At 61.7% G+C, this 7,305-nt stretch carries 6 protein-coding genes and 1 pseudogene; all 7 read left to right on the top strand.

Annotated elements, in window-relative coordinates:
• Positions 1 to 798, top strand: a pseudogene (locus tag ACTHL0_RS03210) (hypothetical protein); the annotation flags it as partial.
• Positions 795 to 1,646: a glycosyltransferase gene (locus ACTHL0_RS03205; RefSeq protein ID WP_440565153.1), complete on the top strand. Its 852-nt coding sequence runs from the start codon at positions 795 to 797 to the stop codon at positions 1,644 to 1,646. The pseudogene ACTHL0_RS03210 and the gene ACTHL0_RS03205, both read left to right, overlap by 4 nt.
• Before the next feature lie 19 nt (positions 1,647 to 1,665).
• Positions 1,666 to 2,859, top strand: a complete 1,194-nt coding sequence (locus ACTHL0_RS03200; protein WP_440565152.1) for a glycosyltransferase family 4 protein — start codon at positions 1,666 to 1,668, stop codon at positions 2,857 to 2,859.
• Complete coding sequence (galE, locus tag ACTHL0_RS03195; RefSeq protein ID WP_440565151.1) at positions 2,856 to 3,887, top strand: UDP-glucose 4-epimerase GalE; 1,032 nt, start codon at positions 2,856 to 2,858, stop codon at positions 3,885 to 3,887. The genes ACTHL0_RS03200 and galE overlap by 4 nt, the downstream gene beginning before the upstream one ends.
• Before the next feature lie 128 nt (positions 3,888 to 4,015).
• Entirely contained in the window at positions 4,016 to 5,122 is a 1,107-nt protein-coding gene (locus ACTHL0_RS03190) for an MraY family glycosyltransferase (protein WP_440565150.1), read from the top strand.
• Between the two features lie 269 nt (positions 5,123 to 5,391).
• The gene (locus ACTHL0_RS03185) at positions 5,392 to 5,793 is read left to right on the top strand and encodes a GtrA family protein (protein ID WP_440565149.1); all 402 of its coding nucleotides are present in this window, start codon (positions 5,392 to 5,394) and stop codon (positions 5,791 to 5,793) included.
• Between the two features lie 16 nt (positions 5,794 to 5,809).
• Positions 5,810 to 7,305, top strand: a 1,496-nt coding sequence (locus tag ACTHL0_RS03180) for a hypothetical protein (RefSeq protein ID WP_440565148.1), incomplete at its 3' end; no start/stop codon positions are given.

Genomic DNA, 7,305 nt, shown 5'->3' with positions numbered 1-7,305 from the left:
CTCGTGACGAGCATGGCCACCGCGCTCGCCAAGCTCGCCCTGGTGTACCTCTTCGTCCACATGACGCTCGCCGCGCCCCGCTTCGCGTGGTTGTGGGCACTGGAAGCCGCCGTCATTGGCCTCGTGCTGCTCGGCTATTACGCGCGCTGCCACGGCGGCAAGCTCGGCTGGCGCGTCGAACCCGGCCTTTTGCGCCATTTTGCGAGCGCGGGCACCGTGTTTTGGGTCGGCCTGGTATGCATGTACCTGTTTTTGAAGCTCGACCGGCTGATGCTCCAGCGGACGATTTCGTTCGCCGATCTCGGCCGCTACTCGGCCGCGCAGCAGATCAACGAGAACTGGATCGCCCTGGCGCTCATGCTCGCGCAAACCATCGCGCCGGCTTTCGTTTATCGCGTGCAGGAACGCACGCAACTGATTCGTAACGTCGTTCGCCTGGTTGTGCTTGCGGGGGCCGTGATGGTCTCGGGCGCCCTCGTAATCGATGCGCTCGCCGCGCTCGTCATCACGCGCGTCTTCGGCCCGAACTACGTGGGCGCGATTCCGATCTTTCGCTGGTGCGTCTGGCTCTCGGTGCCCGCTGGCATCGAAGCGATCGGCAACCTCGTGCTGCTCAAGTACCAAGCCAAGTTCGTACTCCTGACGAAATGGCTGCTCGCGCTGGCCGTCGCCTTTGCGGTGAACCTGCTGGCGATTCCGCGCATCGGCGCCTATGGCGCGCTGGCCGGCCTTGCCGCCGGCTATTGCGCGGCCGTCGCCGTCAACGTCTATTACATTCGCTACAAGCTGTGCCCATGACCACGCCTTCTCCTCGCTTCGCGCCATTGGACACATCGAACCCATCGGACCCGCTGGCCGACGTCGCCGTCTTGATGCCGGCCTACAACGGGCAGGCCGACGTCGAGCGCACGCTCGCCTCGTTCGCCGAAAGCGCGCGCGTGCGCGTGTTGATCGTCGATGACGGCAGCACGCCGCCGATCGCGGCCCCGGCGCTGCCGAACATGGACATCGAGATCGTGCGCATGCCGCAAAACGGTGGCATCGAGCGGGCCTTGCAGGCCGGCATCGAAGCGCTGGCCGAGCGTGGATATCGGTACGCGGCCCGCATCGACGCGGGCGATCTTGCCGCACCCGGGCGCCTGGCCAAACAGCGTGCTTATCTCGAAGCGCATCCGAACGTGGCTGGACTGGGCATGTGGACGCAGGTGGTCTCGCGCGACGGTGCGCCGCTGTTCATGTTGCGTCCTGCCGCAGAGCCAGCCAGTGTCAGGCGTCTGCGCTTTTTTCGTTCCTCGCTTGTCCATCCTTCGATGATGCTGCGCGTGGACGCCGTGCGCGCGGTGGGCAACTATCGCGTGGCCTATCGGGCGGCCGAAGATCTCGATCTCTTTTTGCGTCTGATGGAGCGCTACGATTGCGCGAATCTGCCCGAGCTCGGGCTGTATTACGAATTGAACGAAGGCGGGATCAGCGCGACGAAACGGCGCCGTCAGATCGTCTCGACACTGAAGCTTCAATGGCGCTACTTCAATGCCGGCAATATCTACGACTGGCTCGGGCTGGCGAAGAATCTGCTGCACTTCGTGACGCCCTACTCGGCCTTGAGAAAAATCAAGCTCGCCCTGTTCGCCACGCATGCTACCTGACCGCTCGCCCCAGCTTGAAATGAACGCCCTGACGTCCACCGCCACCGAGCGAATCGCATCGCAGACAGTCTGCCTCGTCTGCAATACCGGATTTGCCATCTATACGTACCGGCAAGGATTCATTCGCATGCTTGTCGCCAAGGGCGTGCGAGTGATCGTGCTTGCGCCGCGCGACCGTACGTTTGCTTTGCTCGAAGCGATGGGCTGCGAGTGCATCGACTTACCCGTGGCGTCCAAAGGCACGAATCCGCTCGACGATTTGCGTACGCTCGCCGCGCTGTATCGGCACTATCGTGCATTCCGGCCCGATGTCGTGTTCCATTACACGATCAAGGCGAACATCTACGGTTCCGTGGCCGCATGGCTCGCGCGCGTGCCCTCGATCGCCGTGACGACGGGCCTCGGTTACGTGTTCATTCAAAAAAGCCGGGCGGCGACCATCGCCAAAGCGCTTTATCGCATTGCGTTCCGGTTTCCGCGCGAGGTCTGGTTCCTCAATCGCGACGACGAGCAAGCGTTCTTGCGAGAGCGCTTGCTGGCCCACCCAGAGCGCGCGAAGCTGCTGCATGGCGAAGGGGTGGACATCGAACAGTTCGGTCTGACGCCGCTGCCGCGCACCGAGCATATTACGTTCGTCTTGATTGGACGCTTGCTGTGGGACAAAGGCGTGGGCGAGTACGTCGAAGCGGCACGCATGTTGCACGCGCGCTATCCGCACGCGCGGTTTCAATTGCTGGGTCCGGTGGGCGTCGACAATCCGAGCGCCATCACCCAGGCCGATATCGACGGTTGGCTCAAGGAAGGCGTGATCGAGTATCTCGGTGAAGCGCACGACGTGCGGCCCGTCATCGCGCGCGCCGATTGCGTCGTGCTGCCCTCGTATCGGGAAGGCGTGCCGCGTACGTTGATGGAGGCTTCCGCCATGGGGCGGCCTATTGTGGCAACGGACGTGCCGGGGTGCCGGGAAGTCGTGGACGATGGCGTGACAGGCCTGTTGTGCGAAGTCAGGAATGCGCAAAGTTTGTCGGCTAAACTCGCGCAGATTCTCGAAATGAGTGAAGGCGCGCGCCGGGAAATGGGCCTGCGCGGGCGCGACAAAGTGGTGGCCGAGTTCGACGAAGCGCGGGTGGTCGAGCACTATCGGCAAACGCTGTTCGCGTTGACGGGTTCGGACAAATTTGCAGCTGCCAAGGGACAGGGAACAGAACAATGACATCGAACGCCACGCGGGGCACCATTCTCGTGACCGGGGGAGCAGGCTTCATCGGCTCCCATACCACCGTCGAATTGATTTCGAGCGGCTACGACGTTGTCATCGTCGATAACCTCGTCAACAGCAAACGGGAAGCGGTGCGACGGATCGAACGGATCGTCGGGCGGCCGGTGGCGTTCTACGAGATCGATGCATGCGATGAAACGGCGCTGGCAAAGGTGTTCGATGCGCATCCGATCACCGCGGCAATTCATTTTGCGGCGCTGAAGGCCGTTGGCGAATCGGTGACGAAGCCGGTGGAGTACTACCGCAACAACCTGGATAGCCTGCTCGTGCTGCTCGACACGATGCGCGCGCGCGATGTGAAGCAGCTCGTGTTCAGCTCGTCCGCCACCGTGTACGGCGTGCCCGAGCGTTCGCCGATCGACGAATCGTTTCCGTTATCGGCGACAAACCCGTACGGTCAAACGAAGGTCATTGCCGAGCAAATCCTGCGCGACGTCGAACGCGCCGATCCCAGCTGGCGCATCGCGACGCTGCGGTATTTCAACCCGGTGGGGGCGCATGAAAGCGGGCTCATCGGCGAAGATCCGGCAGGCGTGCCGAATAACTTGATGCCGTATGTGGCACAGGTGGCGGTCGGCAAGCTCGAGAAGCTTCGGGTGTTTGGCGGCGATTACGAGACCGTCGATGGGACCGGCGTACGCGACTATATTCACGTTGTCGATCTGGCGCGGGGGCATATTGCAGCGCTCGATGCGCTTAAAGCGCGGGATGCCAGCTTGGTTGTCAATCTCGGGACGGGGCGCGGGTATTCCGTGCTGGAAGTGGTGCGGGCGTTCGAGGCGGCGTCAGGGCGCAATGTGCCGTACGAGATCGTAGCGCGGCGGCCCGGCGATGTGGCGGAGTGTTATGCGAGTACCCAGGCGGCCGAGACGCTACTCGGCTGGCATGCTCAGTACGGGATCGAGCGGATGTGCGTGGATCACTGGCGGTGGCAGGAGATGAATCCGCGGGGGTTTGCCTGATCCGCGGAACAGGCAAGGGCGCGGGCCGTCTTTGCAGCCCGGTCGGTCATACACGGCGGCCGGGATGGAAGCCCCGAAAGGCGCCGGCCCAGCCGGTATAATTCGCCGTTCGCTATCAGGCCACGCCCATGCTTAGTTTCGCGCTCGGTTTTCTCATTTCGCTCCTCGTCACGCTGCTGATCGTGCGTTACGCGCATCTGCATGAAAAATTCTCGATCGACAGCGATTTAGCCGGCGTTCAGAAATTCCACGCCCGCCCCGTGCCGCGCGTGGGCGGAATCGGTATTCTGATCGGTCTGGCGATCGCCGCGCTTCAGTTGATCGGCCGCTATCCGGCCGTCTCTTACGGCATTCTCGCGCTCGTTGCCTGTGGCCTGCCCGCCTTTGCATCGGGGCTGATTGAAGATTTGACCAAGCGCGTCTCGCCCACGGTGCGGCTCGTCGCCACCATGAGCGCCGCCGCCATCGCGTACTTCACGCTGCATGTGGCCGTGGTGCGCATCAGTGTGCCGCCACTCGATTTTCTGCTTTCGTACGCGGCCATCTCGTTCGTCGTGACCGTGTTGGCCGTCGCCGCGCTCGCGAATGCCATCAACATCATCGACGGGTTCAACGGTCTTGCTTCGATGGTCGCGCTGATGATGTTCGCATCGCTGGCCTATGTCGCGTTTCGGCTCGGCGATCCCATCGTGCTATCGGCGTCGCTGATCATGATGGGCGCCGTACTTGGCTTTTTCATTTGGAATTTTCCGGCTGGGTTGATTTTTCTCGGGGATGGCGGCGCCTATTTCATCGGGTTCATGCTGGCCGAACTGGCGATCTCGCTCGTCATGCGGCACCGGGAAGTGTCGGCTTGGTATCCGGTGTTGCTGTTTATTTACCCCATCTTCGAGACTTGTTTCTCAATCTATCGAAAGAAATTCGTGCGGGGAATGTCGCCCGGCATGCCCGACGGCGTGCATCTGCATATGCTCGTGTACAAGCGGCTCATGCGGTGGGCGGTGGGGGCGAAGACGGCCCATGAGTTGACACAGCGCAATTCGATGACGTCACCGTATCTGTGGCTGCTTTGCCTGATCGGTGTGATTCCGGCCACGCTGTTTTGGCAGCATACTGTGCATCTTTTCGTGTTCGTCGTTGTATTCGCGGCGACGTATGTTTGGCTTTATGTGAGCATCGTACGGTTTAGATCGCCGAAGTGGCTGGTGATACGGCGGGTCAATCGACGGCGGTAGGGCAAGGGTGGGGTCGCTGGCCCTCGGTATACGGGCGGCGTTCATGCCCAGACCTCGGAATACCGAACGCGGAGCGTTCGTGGATCAAACCCCTTGATTGGAAACAAATGGATAAATCGGAGTTTTCCCTTGGAGTACGAAAAGCACGATCAATCTCAACGAGCAATCGCGATGCATAGGTCAAGCGAGCCCGAAGGTCGAATCGCGATGTTGGTGCCCGCGCACCTATCCGTTTCGCTCCTCCGCGCCAAACCGGGCCGAGCGTCGTCATGAAACGCCAGCTCATTCGCTTTCTGTTCGCGGGCGGCGTCGGCTTTTTCGTCGACACAGCCGTACTCTATCTAATGATATGGCTCGGCCTGGGCTACTTTGCTGGTCGAGCAATCTCGTTCCTTTGCGCGGTGTGGGCCACCTGGCAACTGAATCGGCGGTTCACGTTCGCGTCGTCGAGAAAGCAGTCGGCCTGGGCCGAATGGGTTCGCTACCTCGCCGCGATGTCCATTGGAGGGGGCGTCAATTACGCCGCCTATAGCGCCGTGGTATCGATGCTGCACCCCGCCCCGTGGCTACCCTTGCTTGCTGTTGCCGCTGGCTCGATTGCCGGGCTCGTCGTCAATTTTGCGACGGCGAAGTGGTGGGTATTCAAGCATGCGAGCTCCAATCACTCGTGAAACAGCTGAATCGCCAATGCGGGCGCACTCTGCCCGCGCGCGTTGGCTGCCCGATCTGAACGCACCACAAACGCTCGCTCGCGCGCGCGTGGTGATACCTCTGCTGTTCGGCCTCTATTCGGTTTTGCTGGGTGCGGACTCCAATTGGGACCTGCTCAACTATCACTTGTACAACCCGTATGCGTGGCTCACCGGACGTCTAAACACCGACCTCGCGCCAGCGGGAATGCAGTCGTACTTCAACCCGTTACTGGATGTCCCCTTTTATTGGATGAGCCTGCACTTGCCGTCGCGCGTGGTGGGGTTCGTGATGGGAGGCATGCACGGTCTCAATTTCGTCCTGCTGCTGGCCATTGCTCGGAACGTGTTTCGCAACGCCGCAGCCGAGAACCGCTATCGCGTTCCTTTGCTGCTGGCGCTGGCTGGTTCGCTCGTCCCATGCTTCTTGAGCCAACTCGGCAATACGATGGGCGACAACGCCACCGCGCTGCTCGTGCTCGGCGGATTGCTGGTATCGCTCAAGGGGTGGGACTTTATGAAGCGGGCCGCGGTGGGCACGCTCGTATTCCCTGTCATGACGGGATGGCTAGTGGGCATGGCCGTCGGGTTGAAGCCAACCGCCGCATGCTATGCCGTTGCGATGTGCATCGCGCTTCTGAGCTATCCAGACCGGCTCCCCATTCGCATCCGCGTGGCCTTCCTGTTCGGTGTCGGCGTTTTGTTGGGATGGGCCATGACGGGCGGCTACTGGACGTGGCACATGTGGCAGACATTCGGCAATCCGCTATATCCGCAATTCGGCCAGTTCTTTCCCAATCCCTTGGCGCAGCCGATCGGCTCGGGCGATCTTCGATTTGTGCCACACGGCATCCTCCAAGCGCTGCTATGGCCGTTCATCATGGGCGCCAACCCGAGCCGAGTCGCAGGTATGAGCCGTGAGATCGTTTGGCGCATCGCCTATGTCGTGCTCGTTTGCACGCTCGCAGCCACTGTCGCTCAACGGTTGCGGAGCAACAACGAACGTCGCAGCCTGGACGGCCGGGCGCGCTTCGTCGTTCTGTTCGTGGTGCTCGGCTATCTGGTTTGGATGAAGGTATTCAGCATCTATCGATACCTCGTGCCGATGGAAATGCTGGCTCCAATCGTCATTTTCGCGCTGCTCACCTTCTGGCGCGGCGAGCAATCCGGGGGGCAGGCGGCTCGGTGGTTGATAGGCGCGATCGTCGTCACCGGGATCATCGGTGGACTCAAAACTTGGGGGCACGAAGGGTGGAGCGATCCCGTGTTTCACGTCGAGGTTCCCCCGATTACAGCGCCTGAGCGTGCGACGGTGATGCTCTACAGCGAGTCAGGCGCGCGCGGGTGGATGGTGCCGTTCCTTCCGGGCGAAATCGCTTACGCCGGGGTCGCGAATAGCTTCCCGGCCGCCCCCGCGTATTACGAGCGGCTGCGCGCCATGATCACTGCCCGAGGCGGTCAAGCCTACGCCCTCATCGATGGCAGCGACGATTG

The organism is Trinickia sp. (assembly GCF_051961175.1).
Classification (GTDB): domain Bacteria; phylum Pseudomonadota; class Gammaproteobacteria; order Burkholderiales; family Burkholderiaceae; genus Trinickia.
This window is presented reverse-complemented; position numbering and strand designations above follow the sequence as displayed.

Bases quoted from the DNA above. Each gene is read 5' to 3' on its own strand.
- ACTHL0_RS03205 (WP_440565153.1), top strand. From the start codon at position 795: ATGACCACGCCTTCTCCTCGCTTCGCGCCATTGGACACATCGAACCCA.
- ACTHL0_RS03190 (WP_440565150.1), top strand. From the start codon at position 4,016: ATGCTTAGTTTCGCGCTCGGTTTTCTCATTTCGCTCCTCGTCACGCTG.
- ACTHL0_RS03185 (WP_440565149.1), top strand. From the start codon at position 5,392: ATGAAACGCCAGCTCATTCGCTTTCTGTTCGCGGGCGGCGTCGGCTTT.
- ACTHL0_RS03200 (WP_440565152.1), top strand. From the start codon at position 1,666: ATGAACGCCCTGACGTCCACCGCCACCGAGCGAATCGCATCGCAGACA.
- galE (WP_440565151.1), top strand. From the start codon at position 2,856: ATGACATCGAACGCCACGCGGGGCACCATTCTCGTGACCGGGGGAGCA.